The organism is Pseudoalteromonas sp. US3C1004 (assembly GCF_048401065.1).
Lineage (GTDB): Bacteria > Pseudomonadota > Gammaproteobacteria > Enterobacterales > Alteromonadaceae > Pseudoalteromonas > Pseudoalteromonas undina.
Map to the genome: position 1 here is coordinate 260,413 of NZ_CP183074.1, position 24,544 is coordinate 284,956.

Sequence of the window (24,544 nt, forward strand, 5' to 3'; positions counted from 1 at the left end):
TTAGCCACCAATTAAAACAGTTGGGTTGCCAACAACGATTTTTCCGCCGTGGCCACTATCATCGCCCATTCTGGCGGCGGGTTTGCCATTAATTTTAACGCTCCCCGAGCCTGTTTTTACGCTATCTGGCGGGCCAATACACACTATCATGTCGCCTTTGCGCGCCGCGGGCATGCCACCTATTAACACATTGCCAGAGCCGGCAACTATAGGTCCACCCACATGTGGCACTTTAGCGGTCACTTTAGGGCATACATGCATATGACCAATTGTAGCAGCGGGTTTACCCATTTTGACTCCTTGTCGTATCTTTGCTTGTTTATGAAATACTATTCATACAGTGGAATAACTAGTAGCTTGTTAGTCGTCACTAATAGCGAAATTTCTTCAATTAGCTCATCTTTACTGTGATCAGCAAGTGCCACTGTGCTTTGAGTTGCATATTGATATAAATTTGAAATTACATTTTCACTATTAAGTGAATCACTTAAATGAATAAAAAACTGCTGTGCATAATAGCCATTCATAGCTTTTAAATGACTTAAAGCAGGGCTTAATAATGGATCATCTGGCCTATTTATTGGTAAACACACTAAATGCGGTAAACCATAGCGGCAGTAAACAACGTGCCCGTTATTTGCAATGCCGTTTCTGAATCCTGATTGAAAGTTATTGACTATTTCCATCATTAATTTAACTTAATTACACCAGCAGATAAGGTAATGGCACTGCCATCTACTTTTACATTACTGCCTTTAATATCAATGTTTGTACCTTCAATAGTGATATTGCCACTACTGCTCATTTTAATTTGCGCAGAGCCTGTTTTTATCACTATTTCGTCACCCGCTTCAATATTAAGTGTTTTACCTACTTTTAAGGTGTCGTTTTCACCCATTTCGGCAATACGGTTTTTTGTAACGTTAAGATTGTCGTTATTAAGAATTTCAACATTACGATCGTTATCTATTTTTTCGTTTTGATCGTTTTTAACGTAAAGCTGTTTATCTTTTTCGGCTTGCATATACACAAGCTCGCTGCCTTTTTTATCCTCAAAGCGCAGCTCATTGAAATTATCTGCTCCACCTTCTTTAGTTGAGCGAGTTTTAATACCGCTTTGCGTTTTTTCGCCCGGTAGAGCGTACGGAGGCATTAAGTCTGCGTTATAAACAGCACCGCTTATAATAGGTTGATCTGGGTCGCCATTAATAAAATCAACCAAAACTTCTTGTCCTACGCGAGGGAAGAAAAATGCGCCCCACTTTTTGCCGGCCCAGTTTTGTGCAACTCGGATCCAACATGAACTTTTAGAATCTTTTTTACCTTCACGATCCCAATCAAATTGCACCTTTACGCGGCCATATTGGTCAATCATAATTTCATCGGCGCTATCACCCGTTACTATGGCTGTTTGTACGCCATTGATAACCGGTTTCTTTTTGCTCACTTGCGCTCTGTATGGAATGTCTTTTGGCACACATTCAAAGTGGTTAGAATACACTTCGTCACTTGATGATTGTAAAGCGCCTGATTGGTTTGGTACTACAATCGATGTCATCATCGAGGTAATAGCAAAGGTTTTACCTTCAAGGCGTGGGTCTTCATGTTTTTTGAAACTAAACAGTTTACCAACAGAAAATGAGCGGCAGTCACTGCGCCCGCTTGAGAGCTTCATGTCTCTTTGTAGTGACTCTAATTGTACAGATGCCAAATTAGCTGCGCGAGGATGACACTCTGCTTCTGCTGTATATTCAAAAATTTCTGATACCGATTGCGTAGGTAACTCGGCATTTGCTTGCTCTGCATCAGGGTAACGCGACGGCTGTTTAAAATCGTAGCCTAAACGCTTAAAGCTGCCTGGCGCTAAGCTTAATCCGCCTTGCCAACGCGAAACATGAGATTCGCTTAAATGGCCAGTTGAATGAACAACTTTTGCCTCACCACACGTTTCATAGGCAGTGATATCATCTGCCAAAACTAATGTATGGTTGCTTTTTGTATGCTCAAAGAAGTAAAAAATACCTTCGCTTTGTAATAAGCGTTGGATAAAGTCAAAATCTGACTCTTGATATTGCACACAGTATTCGTATTTGGGGTAGGTTTTACTGGTTTTGTCTGAAAAAGCCACATTGTGTTGGCCAAACAAATCAGCAAATATATCTTTTATTGTTTTCTTTTGGAAAATGCGGCTGTTCTTGCGATTACGCATAGAAGCGGCAAAAGGCACAATGGTAGCTTGATAATCAATGTAATTTTTTTGTTCATCAACGTCCGCAGTACGACTGCCGTTAGAAACAAGCTGACTCACAATACCGTGATAATAACGCTCTCCCCCACCTTCGGCATTTTTTACCTTTATCGATACCGGCTTGCCAACCAGATCTTCATGTGCAATTTGTTGGCCTATGGTGTACATATTGACCGACATAACAAACAAATCTGACATGGCTTCTTGTGCAACGAAGCGCGTTAAATAAAGGGCGTCTTTACCAACAGGGGTACTAATTTGAATTACGTTTTTATCTTGTGTTGCTTTTTGCATTCCTTGCTTTTCCCATCCTGAAGATCAAAAAAAGCTCTGAGCATAAGCCCAGAGCTACAATCGGGTAACAAATATTACATTTGTTGACCTTTAACACCGCTGTAACCATATACTAGTGGTGCAGTGATGTTGTTTTGATCGTCAGTAGGTGTAACAGTCATCATCATTTCAGTGTAGCTGATAGTGATTGTTTCAATTGGACGGTCGTTTTGAACAGATACTGAGTAGCTAGAGATCATGGCATCTGTAAGTTCGATTTTCATGATTTCTTCAACTTTATCACCTTGTTTAGTGATATGAAAAACAGCAGGTAGACCTTTACCAATAGTTGCTTCTTTGAAAAGATCCGGAGATGCTTTATCTTGAAGCTTAGTAATAGTCACGTCGCCTAGACGAGTAGAGCTAGATTCACGATCCATCGCTGTACCAGTCGCTGAGCTAATTTCACGGCTAACGTTCCAATCTAAAGATAAAACTGTAATTAAATCTTTGAAAGACTCGGCAGTAGTTTCGCCTTTGATTGAACCGTATTTTAAATATGTATTTGCTTGCATTTGATAATGCTCCTTTTTATTAAACAATATTATCCATTATGTGGATTCGTTTACTTTGGTTACCCAAAATTCCTTGAAATCATTATCTCTAAAACAGCAATGAAAAGGTCTTCAGAATTCCTTTCCCTAGATGAAGACAATGTCTCAAAAATTCCATGTTTCTATATAAGACACACGAATTATAATGCTCTAAAACTAAAGAAACAACCATAAAAACAGGTTATTTTAAATTAACTTTAGTTAGCTCAATATCAAACTCATTATCCTTAATTAACAATGAGATAGATGTCACTTTTTCACCATCAACCATGCTCGAAAGCAAAATTTCAGACAATAGTGGTAGTACTTTATTCTGTAATATAGTGTGAATATTTCTTGCACCCGAACCGGCATTTTGACAATTAGCAATAATGTGCTCAATCACGTCATCGTTATACGTTAATTGCGCATCATAATGCTTTTTAACACGCTTAATGATTTTGCTAATTTGTAGCGCTGCAATTTGGGTCAGAATTTCATCACTTAACGGAATGTAAGGAATAACATTAATGCGCCCTAAAAATGCGGGTTTAAATGCGCCTAATAAATCATCTTGTAATGCTTTTAATAAACCTTTAATACTCGGCTTACTTTCTTCATCTTCAAATAAACTCATTGTGGTATCAGTACCCACATTTGAGGTCATAATAATGATGGTATTTTTAAAGTCGATGTCTCGGCCTTCACCGTCCTTAATCGTACCTTTATCGAATACTTGATAGAAAATATCTTGCACGCCTGGATGGGCTTTTTCCATTTCATCAAGTAGCACCACACTGTATGGTTTTCTTCTTACTGCTTCGGTTAAAATACCGCCTTCGCCATAACCAACATAACCCGGAGGTGAGCCAAGAAGTAATGACACTTTATGCTCTTCTTTAAACTCAGACATATTAATAACTGTTACGTTATCTTCACTGCCATATACTTCTTGAGCTAGTGAAAGCGCGGTCTCTGTTTTACCAACACCGCTTGGGCCTGCCAGCATAAATATACCATTAGGGCGACTCTCGTCTGCTAGCTGAGCACGGGAGGTTTGTACCACTTTAGCCATAAGTTCAAGCGCATGATCTTGGCCAACTACGCGTTGTTTCATTTGCTCAGCTAAATTTAAAATGCCATGAATTTCATCTTCATGCATTTTACCAACAGGAATACCAGTCCAATCAGAAATAACCTGTGCAATCAACTCTTCATCAACTTGCCAATGCACCATATTATGTTCGTACGAGGCTAGCTTAAGCTTGCTTTCTTTTAACTGCTCAAGTACTTCAGCAGAAGAGTCTGCATCGTTGGTGTTAATCGATTCTAGCGCTTGGTTTAACTCGGTAACTATATCCTTCTCAACATTGAACTGCTCATTTAATGGTTCCAGTTGCTGTTCAATCTCAACTAATTCAGATTTAAGTGCTGATAATTGTTCGCTGTGATCTAAACCGGTTTTTTGCTCACGATTTAGCATTAAAACTTGCGCTTCAATTTCACTAAGCCTGTTAATTAACTGCTCAATCGCATTAGGTGTCGATGCTTGACTCATAGCAACACGAGCACATGCCGTATCTAACAATGCAACGGCTTTATCAGGAAGTTGTCTGGCAGTAATGTATCTGTGCGATAGATGCACTGCACTTTCAAGTGCTTGCTCTGAAATAAACACTTTATGATGTTTTTCCATCACAGGAACTAAACCACGTAGCATAGCAACCGCTTTTTCTGGTGTTGGCTCTTCAACTTTAACCACTTGGAAGCGACGTGTTAGTGCAGCATCTTTTTCAAAAAACTTTTTATATTCAGCCCACGTTGTTGCTGCAATAGTGCGTAACTCCCCTCTTGCTAGAGCAGGCTTAAGTAAGTTGGCAGCATCATTTTGACCCGCTTGTCCGCCACTACCAATCATAGTGTGAGCTTCATCTATGAAAAGAATCACAGGATCAACAGCGTTTTTAACTTCATTAATTAGCGACTTCAAACGATTTTCAAATTCACCTTTCATGCCCGCACCCGCTTGCAGCAAAGCCAAATCTAGGCTGTGCAACTTAACGTTTTGTAATACTGCAGGTACATCTTTTTGAGCGATTCTTAGGGCAAGTCCTTCAACCACAGCGGTTTTACCTACACCCGCTTCACCCGTTAATATTGGATTGTTTTGACGACGTCTAGTTAAAATATCTACCATCTGACGTATTTCGAAATCACGACCTAAAATTGGGTCTATTTTTCCCGCTTTTGCTTGAGCAGTTAAATCGACGGTAAATTGATCTAAGCTTGGTGTTTTAGATGAACCATTTGCAGGTGTTGTAGCACTTGCAGTGGTGGTATTACGTTCTTGCGATTGGGCAACAATTTCAGGCCATGCATGTAGTAGTTGTCCAGGTTCTATATTATTGAAAAGCTTGCTACAACGCGTTACTAAACTAGACAAGGTATCGTCTTTTGTGAGCGTGTAAATAACGTAAGCACTTCGAATTTGCTCATCAGTAAATTCTATACTGGTGCTTAACCATGACTGTCTAAGTAAAGTAGTAACATGTACCGACAGACTAGGCGACGAATCACTGCCCGTTTTAAATGACTCTAATGATTGATTTAAATCTTGCTTTACCTGATCAATATCAATATCGAAAGCACCGAATATGAGTCTAACATCGTCTAGTTGCTGCTCAATCATAGCTAACAGCCAATGCTCTAATTCAACCGTAAAATGGCTGCGGCTATTACAAATTGCGACCGCTGCTTCTAAGCTCTTTCTACAATCTGGGCTTAGTTTCTCAACTAATTTGTTTAATGTCATCGTTGACATACACTGTTCCTTTTAATTTTAATTATCCTTTAAACGATAACTTAGTAGGGTTAAATTTAGGGGTGTCTTTACTCGCCATTAAAAAGCTATTTGCGCCTAGTTGGCATTCACTTTTTGACAGCTGCACCGCATCAAGTTGTTGAAAATCTGACTCAATAACAAGTCGAAATGAAATAGCATTGCCGGCATAGTCTTTGACAATTTTTTTAGCTAATTCAAATAACTTGCCTTTAGGTAACAAGGATTTTGCTTTATCAAAATCGCGGGTACTGATATGGATCTCGATATTAGAAGAAATATCCCATATCTTTTTACCAATTACCGTATCAACACCTAAGCGGGCATGTTGTCCCTCATAAAGGCGTTCACTTGCTAAACATGTTTGCTCTTGTGGCTTCAAATCGTGCCACTTACCTATCATTTGTTTAATGACAACATCACAGCCAAGATATGAGCTCAGTACACTTTTTAAGTCAAAAGCATTGCGAATTTTTCGGCTATAAAGGCCTGAAAAGTGCAACTGATGTTCATCATAACCGCCGCTTAAAAGCCCTAATATTTGCGTGTATGGGTCTTTGTTTTTATCTTTATTTATATGATTTAAAGACGGTTTATATTTTTTCCACGCTCGATAATATAAAGACACCAAACGGTGATTAAACATGTCGTAAAAGTCGCGCATAGTTGTATCTTTATAGCGAAGACGCTGCATCACTAGTTCGCTATAAAATTGAGGCAAAGCGCCCGAGCAACCCGTTAGTCCCATAAAAGAGATCTGCATGTTGACTTTATGTAAGCCATCTTCAAAGCTTGCTTGTTCTAATTTTGTGATAGCGTTACCTGGGTAACCAAATTTTTGAGTTGCGGTAAACTTAATTAACTCTTGCTTTGGACTACTGTCATACCCTACGTAGCGATACTCCAAGCCATGCTTTTTCAGCTGGTTTTCAATAATGAAAACTGCTTTATAAAAGTCAACTTGTGACGCTTGAGAAATAATATGTTGGATCATATTAACGGGCTTTCCCCAACTCGCGCAGGCCATTGGTAATACACTTGCTCTTGTTCTTTTAACCTTAAACTAACGCGAGTAAAGCTATTAATTGCTGCAAATTGCGCAAAGAAATGATCGAGGATAGAGGCAAAGAAAAACATGCCACTACCTGAAAAGTCATCATTGGCGAAGGTAATTTCAATTTCACTTCCCGTTGCAAAGCTTACTCGCCCTTTTTGCACAACACGAGCCGTTGCGGGTTCTACAACCACACGGTAAATATTATCAATAAGGCCTTTTGTTTGCGGAGATGCTCTAAAGTCATAAAGGCGTAGCACTTCTTTAAGCTTATTACATGCATCATCTCCACTAAACGCGTCGAGCGTTAAATGATTAACTAATTGCCAACGAGTTGCATCGGCTAATATCGGTCTAACTGCATGAGTAAATGGAATTAAACATCTAATTTTTTTAATTACATCGCCGCGCTCTGGCATCAATAAGCCTAACTCATCGTCTCCAAAAGGCATGCTCGCAGGGAGGTTTCGATTACTGCAATTAGCACGTACGGTTAGGACCGTGTTCCCTTCAGCATAATCCATAGCGCTATTTTCAAATCGTGCATCTACCAATGATAGAAACGATTCGGTGCCTGACTCAACATAACCCCCTGCCCATGAGGCGGTTTCTCTGCGGATATGCCAAAACAAATCATCATGGCCTTGGTATCGTGGATGCGTTTGTCCATAAAACGGACAAACTATTTGTTTATTTCCCTTATGGTCAAAGGCAATTACTTCTGAAATACCAATTACTTCTGAAATCTCAGAGTCCATATAACGCGGCGTTAATTGGTATTCGTATTCGCTCAGCTCAGGGCGAATAGGTTCTAATTCTTGTTCAAACATATTAATTATGGGCGTACATCCCATCAAGAACATGTCTTTGTCTACTTGCTTTTCAAGCTCTGAAGATTCAGCATCAAGATAAATATACACTGTGCATTTATTAGAATTTTTAGGCAACGATGAGTGAATATTTTCAAGTTCAAAAAAACGAAACTTTTCAGGAAAAGTAAAGTTTTCGACGAGTAAGCGATAGCCGGCACTTGATCGCTGCGAATACGGTACAACCGCTTCATTTGCATCAAAGCCAACCGCTTTAAGTTGGGTTTTAGAAAGGTACTTTATTCCCTCATCACCATTATCAAAAGCAATGCCAATAGCGTGCTTAAACAATAATTCATACACTTTAAGCGTATGATGCCATTGGCCATTTATAAATAATCGTAATTTTTCCAGTCCGGTTTCAGCCAGTGATACACCCGGGTATTCACCGGTTAGCTCAAGTTTGAAAATTGACTTCGCTTTTTCATGCCAACGTGGTTTTGGTGCCACAAAAGGACTGTTATCAAATTGCGCACTGGTAATTTCAACAGGCCATAAGTAAGTTTCATAACAGGTTTGAAACTTACATTGCTTCATTGACTCAACATTTGTTTCAACTTCACTCGCTCTTGGAATGACTACTCCCGTGGTTGAGAGGTTTTCAGCCTCTAATTTAACCACCGACATTGAAGGAATAGGCGCTTGATAGTCAGGTAACATTTGCCCTAATAAAGCATCAGTAAGCTCAGGAAAGCTATCATCTAACTTTTGCCTAATATTAGCCGTTAAAAATGCGAACGATTCAATTAATCTAGATACATGAGGGTCTTCAATATGATCATCGCTTAGCTTTAATCGCCCTGCAACTTTAGGGTATTTTTCAGAGAAGTCTTTACCCATATGACGAACAAACGCCAATTCACGATTGTAATATTTTAATAACTCATCGTTCATAAAGAAGCCTCTATAATCTTCATCCCTAAGTTCACAGGCTCAACTTCAGAGTCAAAGCTAATAAACTCTGGCTCTGGATCTGCATATAGTAAAGCGTTTATTCGCAAGTTTAATACTCTATTTACGGGTACTTCATCGTCAGTAAATACCTCAACTTCAATGAACCGAGGCTCAAATTTCAAAATTGTATTTCTAACGGTTTCACATAGCAGTGCCCGCCCTTCGTGAGAGCTCACCGACATACTCGAAAAGTCAGGTAAACCATACGATAAGCAGGATGTTGCTAACTCCGCATATTGTGCTGGCCACGTGTGCCATTGAATTCGCGCATTTAGCAGCGCTTCTATGTCTCTGCGCACATTTTTTCTCAGCTCACTAATGCTGATCCCCTCAGTACGAGATGGGGCATCCTGAAAGTCTGGCTCATCGTCAATGAGCCTATCTAAAATGGATGCTTGAAGCTGCTGCTTATGCTCTATCATAATTATTTACTATGCTTACTCAGCTGTTTCTAGGACGTTTATTTTAAGGTTTGGAACAGTGATGGCTTCATCGTTGACAAACAACATTTTCATTCCTTTACCTATAATAAATTCGTCTTGAAGTTCTTCCCAATCAGATACTTGGCCTAGCTTTTCTAGATCTGTATTTGAGTTTGAGTAAACTAGTGGCAAGTGAGCGGTACCCGATGGGCCGTCTTTAATAGTAATTTCAACGCGTAACCAAATACCCTCTAATAATGACGTTACAGGTTCTACTTTTAATGTTTCAATTTCATTAAAGTTAGCCAGGTAAAACTCGCCATTCGTGCCTAGCACTTCTAAATAAGGACTTAAGCTATCATCTAAATCTCGAATTGCTGATTGCTCGTCTTCAACACTCTCCAAGCGAAGCGCTTCCATTTGTTGTGCAAGACTAGCTGCTTCAGATGTTTCACCTTCAAGCAAAGCAACATGCATTTTTAAAAACAAGGTATCTAGCTCATTGGCTTCATGAAAAAGTTTAGGAATCCCCTTACCTTGATAAAAATCTACGCGCGATTGCTGGGCACGAATTAAATGTCTAAGGTTAACTGCACCTACAGCAAACTCTGGGTTCTTTTGCACCATAAAGTCGAGTTGTTTGTCTGCTTTTTCAAGCTCGCCATTAATGCAAAGTAATTCAGAATAAATACTTCTAATGTCAAAATTTAAAGGCTCATCTTGCAACTCGGTAGCGCAGCATAATAAAGCATCAGCAAGTTTTCCCTCGCGAATTAAACTGTGTATTTTTTTCATGACTATTCCTTTATTTTATGATGAGGACTGAGCTCTGTTATTAACTTAATACTCGAGACCATTTGGTCTAACTGAAAGTGGGGCTGTAACTGCAAAACCGAAAAGTAATGCCCCGGGTTTGCTTTATTTTCACTTACTTTTATTTTTGCATTACTCAGTGGATATTTGCTTCTAATATGCTCAGACGCGGAGTCTGACGCGGTTGTGTAGTTATTGATCCACGCTTGTAAATCTCTCTCACAGGCCTGTGCTGTGCTGTAAGACCCGACACGATCTCGGGCTAATAATTTTAAATAGTGCGCAAAGCGCGATACACATAAAATGTATTGCAACATAGACGATAAGCGCGCATTGATATTGGCAGCACTTGAGTCGTAATTTTTTGTTTTTTGAACCGATGCATTACTGTAAAAAACGATATGTTCCGTATTTGTAACCGAAGAAGCTGGGATAAAACCGAGCTCAGAAAATTGCTTTTCAAACTTACTGGTTACTAATAAATCAAGTGGCGGTTTTGCCTCTTTTTGATAGGTATCATTCGCAAAGCTATCACGAGCAAGCCCTGTTACTAATCCCTTAGAGACTTTACCTGGCTCTATACCACGAATGTGACCAAACCAACCGCTGTCGCAGTAAGCTCTAATTATTGTTGATACAAATTGATACGCTGCACTGCCCCATAACATATCTGTTTCTGGATTTTTTATTTGTTCTTTGAAGTAAAAATCTTGATGGCGTTTGCCATCATTAACATAAGGCGGCCTGACTAACACATGAGGCAATGTAAAGCCCATAAAGCGCGCTTCTTCCATTTTTCTAAAACTTTGCCATTTTATATATTCAGGTTGTTCAAACTGATTAAATAAATCAGAGTAATAACCTAAATCTGAAAAGCTATCAGCACCAAATAAATTAGCCGAAGCCGAACATATAAAAGGAGAAAATGCAGCCGCTGCCGTTCTTGATACCTCTTTTATGGTATCAATATCGTTGTAAATAGTGCCTGCTGAGCAACCATTACTAATTTCGTAATCACCAATTACAATACCAAAAGGCTCGCCTCCGGCACTGTCAAACTCGTTTTGATAAAGTAACTGAAAAAACATACTTTGATCAAAATCAATCGCTTTGTTCACATCTTTTGAGAGCGTTGACCAATCACAATTGAGCAATTTAACTTTTACTTTTTTTTCTTTGTCTTGTTGCTCTGTTTGTAATAATAACCACCATAGATTACGCCAGCTAGCTTCTAAACGTTGAAAGCTATTAGCATGAATTATGTGGTTGAGTTGCGATGAAATAAGCTGATCGAGTTCAATAATTACACGTTGTAAATAAGGACTTAAAGACTCCTTATTCCAAGAAAGGGGAGAATCAGAAGAGCCTTCAAGCCATAACAATAACGCTTTATCTAGGTTTTTTTCATTTAAAAACCTATCGAGCAAAGCGTCATTATCACTAATTCGAGACTGTGACTTTTGTTGAAAAGTGAAGTCTTGATTTATAAATGAAAACTCTTCGTGATTCATTCTATTGCATCATCCTTAATGCGAGAGAGCGGTATTATTAACCGATCTCTGGGATTTTAGCTACAAGACGTAAAGAAGACGTTAATTCTTCCATTTGTAACCAAGGTTTCAACCAAGCAACAGCGTTGTAGGCACCAGGTTGACCTGGGATCTCTTTCACAGATACTTTTGCATCTGCAAGAGGGTAACGTGCTCTGATGTCTTGACCACCGCCCTCTGTCGCATTTACATATGACAGGATCCAACGGTTTAACCATGATTCAACGTCTTCAGCTTCCATAAAGCTACCAATCTTGTCACGTGCCATCACTTTTAAGTAATGCGCAAAGCGAGAAGTTGCCATTAAGTATGGTAAACGAGCTGAAATAGCAGCGTTAGCCGTGGCATCAGGCGTTGAATAAATTTTTGGTTTTTGACAGCTTTGACCGCCAAAGAAAACAGCATAATCAGTATTTTTATAGTGACATAAAGGTAAGAAACCTAACTGGCTTAACTCTGCCTCACGACGATCTGTAATGCCAATTTCTGTTGGACACTTAAGATCTGGGTCACCATCATCACTAGTAAATATGTGAGTCGGTAAGCCTTCCACTTTACCGCCGCCCTCAGCACCACGAATAGCAGTACAGAAACCGTATTGAGAAAACGCAGCGGTCATGTTAGTTGCCATAGCGTATGCTGCATTACTCCAACAGTAATCACCATTATCAGTGCTCACTGAACGGCCGTCTTTTGGTTCAACTTCAAACTCTTCGTAGTTGAACTCTTCAACTGGTTTTGACGCTGCACCATAAGGTAAACGCGAAAGGAAACGCGGCATAGTAAGTGATACAAAGCGTGAATCATCGCTGTCTCTAAATGAGCGCCATTTAGTGTATTCTAATGATTCAAATACTTTTTCTAAATCGCGTGGCTTAGTAAGCTCTTCCCAATTATCAAAACCAAATAAAGACGGTGAAGAGGCAGCAATAAATGGACAGAAGCCAGCTGCTGCCACATTAGACATTAAGCTCAATGTCTCAACATCTTCAGGGTGATTAGTAAATTCAAAGTCACCTACGATAGTGCCATATGGTTCACCACCTGGAGTACCAAATTCAGACTCGTAAATTTTCTTGAAGGTTTGGCTTTGATCAAACTCAACGGCTTTACTTAAGTCTTTATGTAACTCTTTTTTCTTCATGTTTAAAACACGAATTTTTAATGTAGAACTTGTTTCAGAATTCATCACTAAGTGATGTAAACCGCGCCATGAGCCTTCAAGTTTTTGAAACTCATCCGAGTGCATCACCACACTTAGCTGTTTGGAGATTTTTTGATCGATTAACTGAATAGCTTCATTAAACGTCACAGTCATGTTTTTATTCCATTGAACTGTGCCTTTTAATGCTTCTTCGGTTAATGTTTTTAGTAACTCTTCAGCACGGCTCGACTCTGTTTGTTTAGTCGCACCAATTGCTTGCTCTAATAGTGAAGAACTAACTTCTGATACCGATTCTGATTCTGTTGCTAATTGTTCAGTGCTCATTTATCAGTCTCCTCTAAGTTAAGTTCTTTAGCCATCGAGTCTAAGCTTGCTGTATTGCTTAATACTTCTTCGAGTACATTTTCAAGCTCTTCTGAACGGTCAATCTTGGTCATCAAGTCACGCAGCTTGTTGCGCGTTTCCATCAATTTGCGTAAAGGTTCTACTTGGTTTACAACCGCAGCAGGCTCGAAATCGTCAATCGACTTAAAGTTCAAGTTAACTTCAAACTGAGAACCATCATCCGTTAATGTATTGTCTACTTTTAAACGCAGAGAAGGACTCATACGTTTTAAAACATCATTAAAGTTATCACGATCAATTTGAATAAAACGTCTATCTTTTAGTGGTTTAAGTGCTTCTGTGTTATCACCAGAAAAATCACCCATTACACCTACTACAAAGGGTAATTCTTTTTTTACTGCCGCGCCCTCAGTTTCCACATCATAAGTGATATGTACTCTTGGTTTACGAACTCGTTTTAACTTATCATGGATACTCATTGAGAACTCCTTTTACTATGTTTCAGTTTCGCTGATCTTAATGCCAGACAACTTAAAGTATCCAGTCCTAGCATCACTATCTGTAATTAACTCATTTAATAACTCAGGTAGCGATAATTCGCTCCATCGAATAACTTGTTCTATCGTGTAAGACATTGGTGAATGAGGTTCAGTCTTTCTGAAAAATGTCGCAATTTCTTGAAGTTTTTTTATTGCGTTTTCTCTCGAATCAATCTCATCACTGACACGCTTTTTAGGTTGCGCTGCGTCTGCTTCACTCGCATCTTCAACCGCTTCCTCTTCAGGCTCAGCATTTGCCTTATCTAATGCAATTTGTGCTGCTTCAAGTTTATCTGCTGCAACATGGTTTACCGCAGCTAAGCTCACTTCTAATGCTTGTTTAATATTAGACGTAGGTTGCGGCTCACCCGTTACCTCGTCCATAACCTCACTCAAAGCGGCAAACTTTTCTATCGCGTCTTCAATATCATTTTTTAAAGATACAAAAAACTCGGTACTAGTTTCGGCTGCACTTTTTTCAAGCTGTTCAAAATCAACGGCACCTTGGGTTATCTTCTTTTCGCGTTTTTCATCACTTAAACGTGAAATGTCATAACCTTGCTGATATTCCCAAAAAGAAAAAGGATCCATACTGACACTGTCTGTCATGTATATACTTTTAATTGGAATAATTAACGTACCTTCACCAGCACTGCCATTTAAGCCAACTAATGCAGACACTTTGTCTGAAATTTCATCACCGTCATCAAGTGTTGGATAAAGTGACTCAAAATGATGTTCCAAAAGGTGCTTAGCAACACTAAAACCAAACGCAATGCCTTTAAAGCCATGAACGCGGCATAAGCCTTCAATTAGCCATGCTAGGTATTCTATATCTTTACTTTCGGTTTTAATTGCCTCACTACATTGCTCAAGTAACGGAATCCAATCTCGAGAAAGCGAAGCAATTCCTTCTTCATCGACTAACGCATTTCTTTCAGCCGCACGAAGTTGGTTTCTTAAATCTTTTAAGGCGTAGTAAGTAGACGTTGGAGAGACATCTGAGCGCGGATCACTACCTGCAAACTCAGTATCTGAAATAGGGGAAATATACTCTTCAAATAAAAACATTCCATTGTCCTAAATATTATCCATATTCTCTAAAGCTTAGAGCGTGAATAATATTACATTCTTTAAATTAAATTACAAGCTTCAGCGCCATTGTGCCGATAAGCTGGCTAATGTTATTTTATAAATAATTGAAATAACAGTTTTTTTGTTCCTGATATATTTACAATTTTTTTTCTTAAATATACTAAAACAGGCTTAATCAGCTACTTAGTGAACAATGGAATCGTTGCCTCATCTTGTATATTGCAAGATTGTATCGATTGATTGGCATCTACATCATCATATTTCACTAAAATACAAGTCACATTATCTTTAGCACCTCTGACTAACGAGGAATGCATTAAAGCCATTCCTGAATCAATAATACTACTGGGCTCTAATGACAAACATATGTCTTCATCTGATAATTCACCGGTAAGGCCATCTGAACATAATAAAAAGATATCGCCTTTGTTTATCTCACCCTCAATTACATCAACTTTCACATCATCCATTACGCCCACAGCACGAGTAATAACGTTAGATAATGGATGGTTTTTAGCTTCTTCAACAGAAATCATTCCCTCGTCGATTAAGTCATTAACTTGACTATGATCTCGAGAAACTTGCTTTAGTTTACCATTGCGTAATAAGTAAGCTCTGCTGTCACCAGCCCATAATATGTAATAGCGCTCATTCTTAACAAACAAAGCTGTTACCGTACTGCCTGCTGTTTTATTGCTTAAGTATTCAGCGCTATATTGAGTTAGTTGCTTATTTGCATCTTCTATGGCGCTAACAATATGACTTACGGTCAAGTCTTCTAGCCTTAGCTTTTCAACGGTAGTTCTAATCACATCAACCACTAACTGACTAGCAACTTCACCCGCTTCATGCCCACCCATTCCGTCAGCCACGACCCATAAGTTATGGCTGTTAATTTCCACGTGCGCATCTTCATTAAGCTGCCTCACTGCACCTCTATGAGTAATGGCATAACTTGTACTTAAATTACTAATCACTATTCTTTACCTGTGTGTAATTCCATTCCCAATGCTTCCAACGTCCATCTAGCATAGCGGCTACTTGATTAACCGGCGGCAAAGCTGAAGTGATCAGTACCATAGGCTTAATATTGCAAGAACCATGAGTCCACCAAACACTGTAATCACCATACTTTTTATGTAAAATCGCATGCATGGCATCTTGTAATATATGATCGCTTAACTCTGTGCCTGAAAACTCTAGTGCGACTGCTTGCTTGTTTTTATCTTTTGAATTGGCATAACTTACTTGCTTTTTATTTGCAGCAACTTCACTTAATGTACTGGCTAGTTCTTTTCGCCAAGAGAACAAATCCACAGAGCCATCAAGTACTTTAAGAACAGCATCTTCGTACTCTAATGAAAAAACACCAGAATGAAGCACATCAACCGGAGCAATATGAGTTGCACGAGTTACTGTTAGTGGATAGTGCCTTCCTACTGCATCCATACTGGGCAATAACGTACCCATAATGCCAGTATCACCCACAATATTGGGGCTTAAGGCAAAGTGCCAAACAGGGCCTGTTAGGTAGCTTTCTTGCCAAACATCACCAAGTTGCTCTTTGCTCACAGCAATGGCAGCTTGTAACCATTGCTCCCAATGCTCTGAAAACTCTTTAGTTACGTTATCTTGAACAAAGTCGCCTAAACAAGGCACCTTGCCAAGATAACCAATATCTACAATCGGGTCGGACATGAAAACTTCTCTACACTGCTGTTCCAAAACGGATGCCTGATTGAGCTAGGCAGTAATTCTACTTTTGCGTTGTTCCCCATCAAAGAGAAATGTAACTCTAGATCTTGACGTGTTTTGCTGCGCTTTTCACTGAGCTCATCTAGCATTCGATAAAGTGACCACTCGCCTTGATAAGTCGTGTTAATTGAACGCCCACCGTTTGGCGGTGTAAACACAACGCGAGTTTTACTTTGGCCACTGGCGCCAGGCCATACAAAGTTTGTAACTTTGAGTGGACCATGACGGTAAATCATTGACTGGCCATCAATTTCAATCATTAAACTAGATACCGTTTTATCTAAATTAAAAGTACGTAAGCCAAACTCAATTCGGGGTGTGTCACTACCACGTTCAAAAAATGCGGTTTGAATTTTGAAAGCGTGCTCAAACATTTTTAAGGTGTTATTGCTAATACCAATATCTTTTTCAAATTTCCACGGGCTAGAGCTCATGTCCACACTCGGAGCTACATAGCTATTAAAAAAGTTATCTATGGTGCCATTGGGGCCAAAGAAGCGAGTAAAGTCTTTAATGCTGACTTCTTTTTCTGCCTGCGGAGCAAATGGGTAACGCCCCACAATTGCCGCGTTATACTCGCGCAACACTTTGCTTTTCCAAATTTCATTTAAATGTCTGTTAGCACTATTTTTGGTGATGTTGCTAGTATCTCTACTTATATCAAGCAACCAACTATTAAACGGATAAGGCAAATCACTACTTTGGTACTCTAATTGGCGAATAAAACTCGGTTTACTCTTGCCACTTATTTGATCTTTAATTGAGTATTTAAGCTGATCACCTCTATCAAGTTTAGTTAGATAAATATTCAACTCTCTTAAGTTTTTCTGAATATTATCAAGCTGCTGAATGTCTATATCGATAATATCTTCAAACGCCTCTTCGACTTGATAGCCCGGTAGCTGTACCTCAAACTTAGGCGCTTCGTCAGGTAAGAAGCGTTTGATTCGATTTGCTTTCGTTTGCATCGCAACTTTAGCTGCATTAGCCGCAATATCCCCTGCGACTTTTTGATTTTCAGAAACAGGTAGCTTAGTTAGTTGAACATTCTTTTTAACTGCATTGATGATATTTTTTATTGGCGCTTCTGAGCCTGCTAATACATCAGTAATATTCACACCCTCAGCAGGTGAGCTGTATTGATTAAGACTCAAGTCATCTAAAAACGACTGCCAATAATAGATATAATCTTGAAAGTAACGTTGCTCTAGCTTCTTTTCTATCTCTGCTTTAGAAATATCATACGTGCCAGAGGCTTCTTGACCATACACCCAGCTACTGGCCATTAAGTTGCCAAGCATTTTTCCTTTTTCAATATTAAAAATGCCATGAAAACCGTTAAAAGTGTATAGCCCCGGAATACTGCGCGTTAAATCACCATTATTACGAAAAGTAAATTTTTGCGCACTTTCAAAGCTAATAATATCGGTTAATCTGAAAGGCGGAATACTGCTATCAAGAAAATCAGCTTGAAGTCGCTGGTATGCTCTTTCTGCAATCGGTAGTTTAGTGAGTTCTGCACGAGCTACGCGAACCGCCTGATTATCTATTTCGGTTTGTGTTACGCCCTCTTTTAACAACGCAGCAATATGATTCATCAACTCATTACGCGTCTGCATGTTCAAATCACCAGGCAAATTTCTATCTAAATATGCACTAAACCAAACGGAAATATCTTCACTTTCAAAATATTCAGGTTTAAATAGCATTAAGTAGCATCTGAGCGTTTCATATAAATAGCTAAGATGCTCTGGGTGATCCTCCATTTCCTTTATTAACGTGTTTGCAATGAAGGGCTCTAAATAGGTTTGCAAAGAACGTTTGTAAGCATTAGCAGAAGACTCTTTAATTTCAGTAAGCTTATTAAAGCCAACTGAAGATGCATCTTCAGGATCAATTAACTGAGCATTGGTTGCTGGCAAGTTTCTTAATGCATTTAGTCTGTCATTTAGTACCAGTAGATTATTTCTATCAAAAGAAGATGAGTCTAGTTCTTGGTACGTGGCAACTGCTTCATCTGTTGCATCAATTAAGTTGCTATTCCACGCAAAGCTGAAATACCAAGAAATTGAAAAACCGAACAAAGCAATACACGCAAGTGACACACTAGCAATTCGAAGCCACTTATTCTGTTTATCATGGTGTTTGTTAGTGCTTGCTAAGTTTTGCTCAGGGAAAATAACGCTCTCTAAAACGTTTTTAATAAAAAAGCTTTTAGATTGGTTTATGTAATCGGTTTTATCTGCACTTGCATCATTTAAAAAGCTCGAAGGGGTACCCTCTTGAGTGGCGCTGGTTAGATACACGCCTCTAAACATAGGTAACTCTTCATAAGCGTTAGGAGTAAAAATCTCTTTTAAGAAGTCATCTGCAACGCCTTGTAACACACGTAACTGTCTGGGGAACTCAAAGATTTTAGCTCGAATAGCTTCATTACGCTCATTGATCAATCGACGGTTCAACATCTCTGTAAGTTTAGAAATTAAAGCGTGGAATTCTTTATTGAATGCATCGACTTGGGTATCTTTATCTAAATCAAGCTCAAAGGTGATCCCCCAAACTTGCTCACATTCTTCCTCAGTAAGTTCGCCAAAGAACTCTCTGAATCCTTCAATTAAATCTACTTTAGAAAAAATAACATAAACGGGAAATGTCATACCAAGCTGGTTTTGTAATTCTTGAAGGCGTTGTTTTATAGCACGCGCATGAAGATTTCGCTCAGTTTTGGTCTGACTCATAAGTTCAGAAATCCCCATACTGATCATTACCCCATTTATAGGGCGTAATGGGCGATGCTTTCTTAATAAGCCGAGAAAGCCTTCCCATGCTCTAGAGTCGTGTTTAGCGTGGCTACTTTGCGTTGTATAACGCCCTGCGGTGTCGATTAAAACCGCTTTATTGGTAAACCACCAATCACAATTGCGCGTACCACCAACACCATGCACTAAATCAACCCCAAGCTTATCCTTTAATGGGTAATCTAGGCCTGAGTTATGAATAACCGTTGTTTTACCTGCGCCAGGTGGACCAATCATAATATACCAAGGCAATTGGTATATATTTTTACCTTTAAATAGTTTTACGTCTTTGAGTAAATCTATGGCTTCATTCATTCTGGTTTTTAGAGTGGTTATTTCTTCGTTAACTTCACTACTGTTTGCATCGTTATTATCTATTAACTCATCTGCCATTTTTTCATCACGTTTGCTTTGCTGCATAAGGCGATAAATTTTGGTTACTGAAAAAACGAGTACTATCAATAAAATAGTTAATAGTCTTGCTGCGACACCGGCAAGCGGAACATAATCGGCCACTGCAATTAAAGGACCACCAAACCAAATTAATAATGATAAGGCTAAAAAACCGATAATTAACATAGCGGTTCGAGACGTTAGTGCGTAGGTTATTTTCTTAAATTTTTGTGAGAAACTCATTACAGCCTCATTAAAATAATAGATCGATTTCAATTCTGCGGTTTAACGACCGAGAAGCTGAATCTGAATTGCTGGCGATAGGCTCTGCTGCGCCCTTTCCTTCTGGCCATAGACGACCGCTCAAGTTGGTGCTTTTAGCCATTAAATTAGCAACTTGTGTTGCTCTGGCTAAAGATAGATGCCAATTAGAAGGGTACGTATCAGTACTAATTGGTAAATCATCTGTATGACCTGTTATGAGGACTCGCCCTTTAGTTCCTTCTAGGCTTAACGCTAACTTTTCTAAAATAGGCTGGAATGAAGGGAGAAGTTGCGCGTCTCCTTGCTTAAACAAGTTTTCACTGTTGATTGTAATGCGGATCCCATCGGAGGTTTTAGCAACGGCAACAATCCCCATTTTAATTTCTGTTTGCAACAACTGTTCAAGGACACGTAATTGCTGATCTTTTTTATCAACCGTCTGGTTGACTGCTAAGGGGTGAATACCAGCTAGCTTTTCATTAATCGCAACAACATCATTATTTAGTTTCATATTTATTGATAAATAGATCATCAATAATATTAGCCCCAATACAGAAAATATGACCCATAGCGGAACTTGATTTCTCAGTTCAACACCGGCTGCTACTCTTTGCTTCCAGTTTGGAGACAGCTTGTTGTTAATTGGCCCATTAAGTTGGTTTAATAAATGATAAAGTTGTGAACGATATTCTTCGATTTTTGTATCACCACCGGCACCTAGGCGATATTTACCTTTAAACCCTAAATTTAAGCAGTGATATTGCAACTCTAAAAACTGTTGATTTCTTTCTGGTTGACCTAAGCCTGAATCAAGTAACGTATAAAAATATTCACCGCCAAATGTTTCTTTATGAAAAGTAGAAAGTAGACTTTCATCTGCCCATTCCATTGAACTCCACTTTGAGTTCAATACAGACTCATCAAGAATGGCACACAAACAATAGCGCGAATTATTGATCACTTCTTTTGATAAGTGCTGATTGCGAACTTCCACTTCAAATCGTTTGATTGCCTCAACACAACGATGTTTAAGCGCTGCGAGGTTGCTCATTTCAAGCGATTGATTAATTGAAATTACAAGAGAAAAACAATCGGTTGCTGCTTCTAACAAAGGATTTTTAAATATCGATACTTTGTTACTACCTAATGGCTTTGAAGAAGGTGGCTCGACCGACATCACTGTTTTATCAGCATCATTTTGTGCCGGATTACTACTTGGCGTATTTCGCCCTAATCGACCTGGGCGAGGTTTGATAATGGTTTCGTCCATTGAAACTCTTCCTTTTAAAAAGTTAAGTTCTTATCGCCCAAAGGCTTAGTTGTAGCTCTGGGTAATTTCCTGATAGGTGAATAGCAATTCCCCCGCTGGAACGTAATTTATCCCAATGTTCACCATGCCTATTTAATTCAAAATAATGAAAACCAGCATGATAAGGAATTTGTCTTGGTGCTGTTGGTAAATTGCTAATCGTAATACCTGGAATTTGGTTATTTACCAGATCTCGAATAGTTTCTACACTGCCAATTTTTATTTGCGAAGGCAGAATTTTTCTTAATTCTTCATGTGGCACACTTGCTTTGATTGCTAAAACAAATTGAGCTGAATTGAGAATTGACTTGTCTTTTAACGCACCAAAAGAAATACCAAATTTACTTTGCTCAAGTTTAATTTCAGTTGCTGTTTGCTCAATAACATGGCTTAACGATTGGTATAAAAAGTTAACCACTTCATTAAATACCTGTCCTAAATTAGTATGATCATAATTAGGTAATTTAGGTACCCTCTTATTAGCTGTGCTGAAAGTTGACAACTCGCCCGCAAGCTCAATTAAACGACTATAAAACACATTAGGGTGTAAGCTATTGACACTAAGCAAGTTATTAAATATCGCATCATACTTATTTAGTGTTTGCAGCATGATAAAATCTGCAACTGAGGTACTCCCTGCATAGCCTTGACTGAGCCTAGCGGCTATACTTTCAGCGCGCTGCTTAATCATTGAGCCAATTTCTCTGACCAGCCCTGATAAAGGTTTACATTGCCCTACTTTTAAAGAAGGAGGAATATACTTAGCATCTAACTTTATTTGCCCTTCACTACTCACATCTATAATTCTAGCTAAAGGTAATACGATATAGCCTGAATGATCATCAGAAGACAGCATCAATTTGCTATACACTTTCGCAACTTGAATAATTTCCTGAGATTGTGCCCCTAATAAATCATCACTCACTGACAAGTCATTGAGCTTATACCGAGTAACGGTGTTATCGTCGGCTGAAGATATATTAATCCCGCTATTTTTTAGCGCAGGGATAGCAAGATAAACAATCTCATCAAAAACATCTTTATTAACCACTAGCGGTTCAGGTAATGATGTTGATTGAGGCATATCTATTGGTAATAAATCTGGAGTGATTGCTGATAATGCGTCTACAGCAAACTGCCCGCTGTTAAGCAATTCATTATCAATACTTATATCGATTATTCCCCACGGATCAGCAAGATTGCCACTGCATACTTGCTTGATAACATTAGAAATATATTTATCTGCTTGTTGAAAGTGCTGAGGTCTTAAAAACATTCCTTCAGTCCAAGCAACACGAGTGTTATCACCCATTTTTAAAAATCCTTTTTTATTGCTCTCTCATGTATGTCGCAATTGCTTCTACATTAACATTGATATCGTCATAGCCGGTAGGGTCAACTTCTATAACCGCTCTCCACCTTGCTTGATCTATATTTCTATAAGCAACAACAACCCCAACGTAACGAGTATTACGATTAAGGCTCATTTTATATTGTTGTATTGAGTCAGGCTGAAGTTCTAATTCATCTTTTTTTAATAAGTCAGGTCCGAGGATTTTTTCTGGTGTGTCGTACAAGCTAAAAAAGTCCTGCGTGTCAAAAATAGTTCTTGAGCTAAGCTCAAAAATTTTCATTACCACTGGAGAAGGACGTTCTGACGTATCTGGATTAACATTTTTAGATACATTAATGATCAGATCGGTAGAAGGAGGTACGATTTTATTCATCGTAGTACATCCCATAACCAAAAATAGTAAACTAAAACTCAATAAGTAGAGCTTAACTTTGTACATTATTTACTTTCCTTTCTAGTGCGTTTCTTTGATTCGATCGTTATATGCCTTTAAAAAATCATCAGACATTGCCATGGCGCCTTTAGTGTTCACTTCCTGAGAAATATCATCATATAAACTTTGATATAACTTCCAGCATTTAGACTCTATTTGACCAGGGATAATTTTTAACACGTTAGAATTATCGTTTGCCTGTTGATTAATTTGCATGGGAGAAACCTGCGATAACATCCCTTTTAACACACCATCTGCACCAGCGAGTAAAGCATGCTCATGCTTACGTGTGTCTATAAAGCTTTCTTTAATAGATTCATTCGAAGACAGAAAGCTTGCACTATTTTTTATGAACAAGTTCTGAATAACGTCATCAATATTGGCAGAAAATTTTAATGGATTGTTTTGTTCAGCCTGAAACATCGTATGATTCAATCTTAATTTGTTTTTTACAATCGCGCGTTGACGTAAAGATTCCATAAGCTCAGTGAGTAATAAATTAAGCCCTTGGCCCATTTCAAACCACAGTTTTTCATTATCTAACGAATTTTTAAGCTCATCTTTAATCCCTAACCCTTTTAAAAACGCATCAGATAACGCCTTGTCATTTTGAACTACGCTCTTTATTGGTGCAGACTGTTTGTCAGGTTTGTGCTCATTAGCGTGGCTATTTGAACGAGGAGGTTCTTGAATAGGCGCAGGCGCAGGAGTATCAACAGGTGCTGATGAATTGCTAACATTATTGCCAATGTCAAAGTCATCGGTATTCATAAGGCGCGTTAATTCATCCCAGTCTTCAGGAATATGATTATCTGTTGTTTGTTGCGCAGTCACTGATATCTCAGGCATCGACTCATTCATAATCGAGTCATCGAATGAAGGTATAGACTGCTCAGCCGGTTGAGAGTTTTGCGTAGCGAAAGTATCTACTGATTGAAAATGACTTGGAGCAGAACTACTCACATCAGCTTGTTGATCTGATGTTAGCACAACATTGACTTGAAAATCGCCGATGGTTAATACGTCACTGTCTGACAAACGTTGTTTGTTGCCTTGACCAAGCGGCGCTACAGCAAAGTTAATAAATAATCCATTAGTTGAATTATCGTATACGTAAAAAGAGTCACCTTCTTTTTCTATTATACCGTGTTTACTTGAGATTATTTTTTCGGGATCGGGTAAATGCCAATCGCACGCTTCAGAGCGACCAAAAGTTAATGAATCTGTTACAGTTTTAGTGGCTTCTATTTCAGGCGAAAGTCTGTGATAACTAGTGATGTTTAGTATCAGTTCCATTTGATAAGTCAGTCCCTTATATCGTTATTGTGAACAGGATAAAGTAGAAGCGAAACTATTGTCAACATTGAAATTAACACAAGAAAATATTGCGCTCTTGATTTTGTCTCTAAAACAAGATGTTTGATAAACACATTACACAGCGATGAAAGATTTTACCGTAATGCTTTATAACTAGGCCAA

At 38.7% G+C, this 24,544-nt stretch carries 20 protein-coding genes; all 20 read right to left on the reverse strand.

Annotated elements, in window-relative coordinates; translation table 11 throughout:
• Entirely contained in the window at window positions 1-291 is a 291-nt protein-coding gene (locus tag ACNSN3_RS16565; protein WP_010389361.1) for a PAAR domain-containing protein, read from the reverse strand.
• Between the two features lie 38 nt (window positions 292-329).
• A complete protein-coding gene (locus ACNSN3_RS16570) occupies window positions 330-689 on the reverse strand; it encodes a hypothetical protein (protein WP_054201386.1) in 360 nt (119 codons plus the stop codon).
• Window positions 689-2,542 (reverse strand): type VI secretion system tip protein TssI/VgrG, encoded by a 1,854-nt coding sequence (gene tssI, locus ACNSN3_RS16575; protein WP_054201387.1) that lies wholly within the window; start codon window positions 2,540-2,542, stop codon window positions 689-691. The genes ACNSN3_RS16570 and tssI overlap by 1 nt, the downstream gene beginning before the upstream one ends.
• Window positions 2,543-2,616: 74 nt before the next feature.
• Entirely contained in the window at window positions 2,617-3,096 is a 480-nt protein-coding gene (locus ACNSN3_RS16580; protein ID WP_010389365.1) for an Hcp family type VI secretion system effector, read from the reverse strand.
• A gap of 220 nt (window positions 3,097-3,316) precedes the next feature.
• Window positions 3,317-5,935: a type VI secretion system ATPase TssH gene (gene tssH, locus ACNSN3_RS16585; RefSeq protein WP_138569866.1), complete on the reverse strand. Its 2,619-nt coding sequence runs from the start codon at window positions 5,933-5,935 to the stop codon at window positions 3,317-3,319.
• A 22-nt stretch (window positions 5,936-5,957) separates the two neighbouring features.
• Window positions 5,958-6,947, reverse strand: coding sequence for a type VI secretion system baseplate subunit TssG (gene tssG / locus ACNSN3_RS16590; protein WP_178956944.1), 990 nt, complete (start codon window positions 6,945-6,947; stop codon window positions 5,958-5,960).
• Window positions 6,944-8,770, reverse strand: coding sequence for a type VI secretion system baseplate subunit TssF (tssF, locus tag ACNSN3_RS16595; RefSeq protein ID WP_054201390.1), 1,827 nt, complete (start codon window positions 8,768-8,770; stop codon window positions 6,944-6,946). Before tssF ends, tssG begins: the two co-directional genes overlap by 4 nt.
• Window positions 8,767-9,252 carry a type VI secretion system baseplate subunit TssE gene (gene tssE / locus ACNSN3_RS16600; RefSeq protein ID WP_010389371.1) on the reverse strand — a complete coding sequence of 162 codons (486 nt, stop codon included), beginning with the start codon at window positions 9,250-9,252 and terminating at the stop codon, window positions 8,767-8,769. Before tssE ends, tssF begins: the two co-directional genes overlap by 4 nt.
• 15 nt (window positions 9,253-9,267) lie before the next feature.
• Complete coding sequence (locus ACNSN3_RS16605; protein ID WP_418609711.1) at window positions 9,268-10,047, reverse strand: type VI secretion system accessory protein TagJ; 780 nt, start codon at window positions 10,045-10,047, stop codon at window positions 9,268-9,270.
• 2 nt (window positions 10,048-10,049) lie between these two features.
• Window positions 10,050-11,576, reverse strand: a complete 1,527-nt coding sequence (gene tssC, locus ACNSN3_RS16610; protein WP_010389374.1) for a type VI secretion system contractile sheath large subunit — start codon at window positions 11,574-11,576, stop codon at window positions 10,050-10,052.
• Between the two features lie 37 nt (window positions 11,577-11,613).
• Window positions 11,614-13,104: a type VI secretion system contractile sheath large subunit gene (gene tssC, locus ACNSN3_RS16615; RefSeq protein ID WP_010389377.1), complete on the reverse strand. Its 1,491-nt coding sequence runs from the start codon at window positions 13,102-13,104 to the stop codon at window positions 11,614-11,616.
• Window positions 13,101-13,604 carry a type VI secretion system contractile sheath small subunit gene (gene tssB, locus ACNSN3_RS16620; RefSeq protein ID WP_010389380.1) on the reverse strand — a complete coding sequence of 168 codons (504 nt, stop codon included), beginning with the start codon at window positions 13,602-13,604 and terminating at the stop codon, window positions 13,101-13,103. Before tssB ends, tssC (ACNSN3_RS16615) begins: the two co-directional genes overlap by 4 nt.
• A 15-nt stretch (window positions 13,605-13,619) precedes the next feature.
• Window positions 13,620-14,735, reverse strand: coding sequence for a type VI secretion system protein TssA (gene tssA, locus ACNSN3_RS16625; RefSeq protein ID WP_010389383.1), 1,116 nt, complete (start codon window positions 14,733-14,735; stop codon window positions 13,620-13,622).
• A 203-nt stretch (window positions 14,736-14,938) separates the two neighbouring features.
• Window positions 14,939-15,736 carry a PP2C family protein-serine/threonine phosphatase gene (locus tag ACNSN3_RS16630; protein ID WP_418609715.1) on the reverse strand — a complete coding sequence of 266 codons (798 nt, stop codon included), beginning with the start codon at window positions 15,734-15,736 and terminating at the stop codon, window positions 14,939-14,941.
• Window positions 15,729-16,457: a type VI secretion system-associated protein TagF gene (tagF, locus tag ACNSN3_RS16635; protein ID WP_010389388.1), complete on the reverse strand. Its 729-nt coding sequence runs from the start codon at window positions 16,455-16,457 to the stop codon at window positions 15,729-15,731. Before tagF ends, ACNSN3_RS16630 begins: the two co-directional genes overlap by 8 nt.
• Window positions 16,439-19,948, reverse strand: a complete 3,510-nt coding sequence (tssM, locus tag ACNSN3_RS16640) for a type VI secretion system membrane subunit TssM (protein ID WP_418609719.1) — start codon at window positions 19,946-19,948, stop codon at window positions 16,439-16,441. The genes tagF and tssM overlap by 19 nt, the downstream gene beginning before the upstream one ends.
• Window positions 19,949-19,958: 10 nt before the next feature.
• Window positions 19,959-21,239, reverse strand: a complete 1,281-nt coding sequence (gene tssL, locus ACNSN3_RS16645) for a type VI secretion system protein TssL, long form (protein ID WP_054201393.1) — start codon at window positions 21,237-21,239, stop codon at window positions 19,959-19,961.
• 22 nt (window positions 21,240-21,261) lie between these two features.
• Window positions 21,262-22,590, reverse strand: coding sequence for a type VI secretion system baseplate subunit TssK (gene tssK / locus ACNSN3_RS16650; protein ID WP_010389395.1), 1,329 nt, complete (start codon window positions 22,588-22,590; stop codon window positions 21,262-21,264).
• A gap of 16 nt (window positions 22,591-22,606) precedes the next feature.
• On the reverse strand, window positions 22,607-23,071 hold the full coding sequence (gene tssJ, locus ACNSN3_RS16655; protein ID WP_010389398.1) for a type VI secretion system lipoprotein TssJ: 465 nt from the start codon (window positions 23,069-23,071) through the stop codon (window positions 22,607-22,609).
• A gap of 15 nt (window positions 23,072-23,086) precedes the next feature.
• Window positions 23,087-24,361 carry a type VI secretion system-associated FHA domain protein TagH gene (tagH, locus tag ACNSN3_RS16660; RefSeq protein ID WP_418609722.1) on the reverse strand — a complete coding sequence of 425 codons (1,275 nt, stop codon included), beginning with the start codon at window positions 24,359-24,361 and terminating at the stop codon, window positions 23,087-23,089.
• Window positions 24,362-24,544 lie beyond the last annotated feature (183 nt).